General features: G+C 46.6%; 2 protein-coding genes. One reads left to right on the top strand and one right to left on the bottom strand.

From position 1 onward, the window contains the following. Nucleotides 1-300: DHHA1 domain-containing protein (locus QUA38_RS29220; protein WP_333168058.1), on the top strand; the 300-nt coding region annotated here is incomplete at its 5' end. Nucleotides 301-511: 211 nt separating this feature from the next. Here QUA38_RS29220 and QUA38_RS29225 read toward each other — a convergent pair. After that, a partial coding sequence (locus QUA38_RS29225; RefSeq protein ID WP_333168060.1) for a rhodanese-like domain-containing protein occupies nt 512-1,018 on the bottom strand: 507 nt, incomplete at its 5' end.

Raw genomic sequence — 1,018 nt, forward strand, 5'->3', positions numbered from 1 at the left:
GATGTGGATACGGAAGCGCTGAAAACTGCGGCGGAAAGATTGCAGCAAAAGTTAGGAAATGCTGCGGTTGTTTTGGCATCAGTTCCTGAACCGGATAAGGTAAGTTTGGTGGCAGCTTTTAGTCCTGAAGTTAATAAGAAAGGATTGCAAGCTGGCAAGTTTATCGGGGGAATTGCTCAAATTTGCGGCGGAAAAGGCGGCGGGCGTCCGAATTTGGCGCAAGCTGGGGGACGTGATGCAAGCAAGTTGCAGGAAGCGTTGGAAAGTGCCCGCAATCTGTTAGTTGAAGGGTTGGGTTAATCTGTGTTTTTTGTATGGACACGGCATTGCCGTGTCCTGCTTCGCTACTAAAGGTCAAATTCCCCTTAAAAAAGGGGAATTTAGAGGGTTCTAGACTCGGCTGTGAACGAAAGATACAAAGGTTTTTCAGCGTAAGTTGACACTAATGACCACAGTCTACTCGCTTGTATCTCGTGATTTTAGCTAAACCTGCGCCAGAAAAAGATTGAGCTTAATATTGAGGTACAGACGGGTCTACTTCTTCACTCCAAGCAGTAATTCCGCCCTTAACATTAATCCCCTCAATTCCAGCTTCCTTCAAAATTCCCAAAGCCTTCGCAGAACGTCCGCCCATTTTGCAGTGTGCAATCAAGCGGTGTCCGTTCAACAATTCCTTGACCTTGGCAACACCTGCGCCGTGTTCGATATCCGGCAAAGGAACCAAAACCGACCCAGGAATTTGACAAATTTGATACTCATTGGGATTGCGAACATCCAACAATACAAAATCCTTCGCACCGCTGTCGATTAACTCCTTAAGTTGCGTGACAGTCATCTCAGGAATTTGCGTTTGCTGACTTGCTTCCTGCGCTTTTGCTTGAGGAATGCCGCAGAATTGTTCGTAATCGATTAACTTTTCAATTACCGGACGCACTGGATTAGGCCGCAGTTTCAATTGCCGGAACGTCATATCTAAGGCATTGTAAAGCAACAGTCTGCCGCTCAAAGTAGTGCCTTG

It is taken from the genome of Microcoleus sp. Pol12B4 (assembly GCF_036701385.1).
Lineage (GTDB): Bacteria > Cyanobacteriota > Cyanobacteriia > Cyanobacteriales > Microcoleaceae > Microcoleus.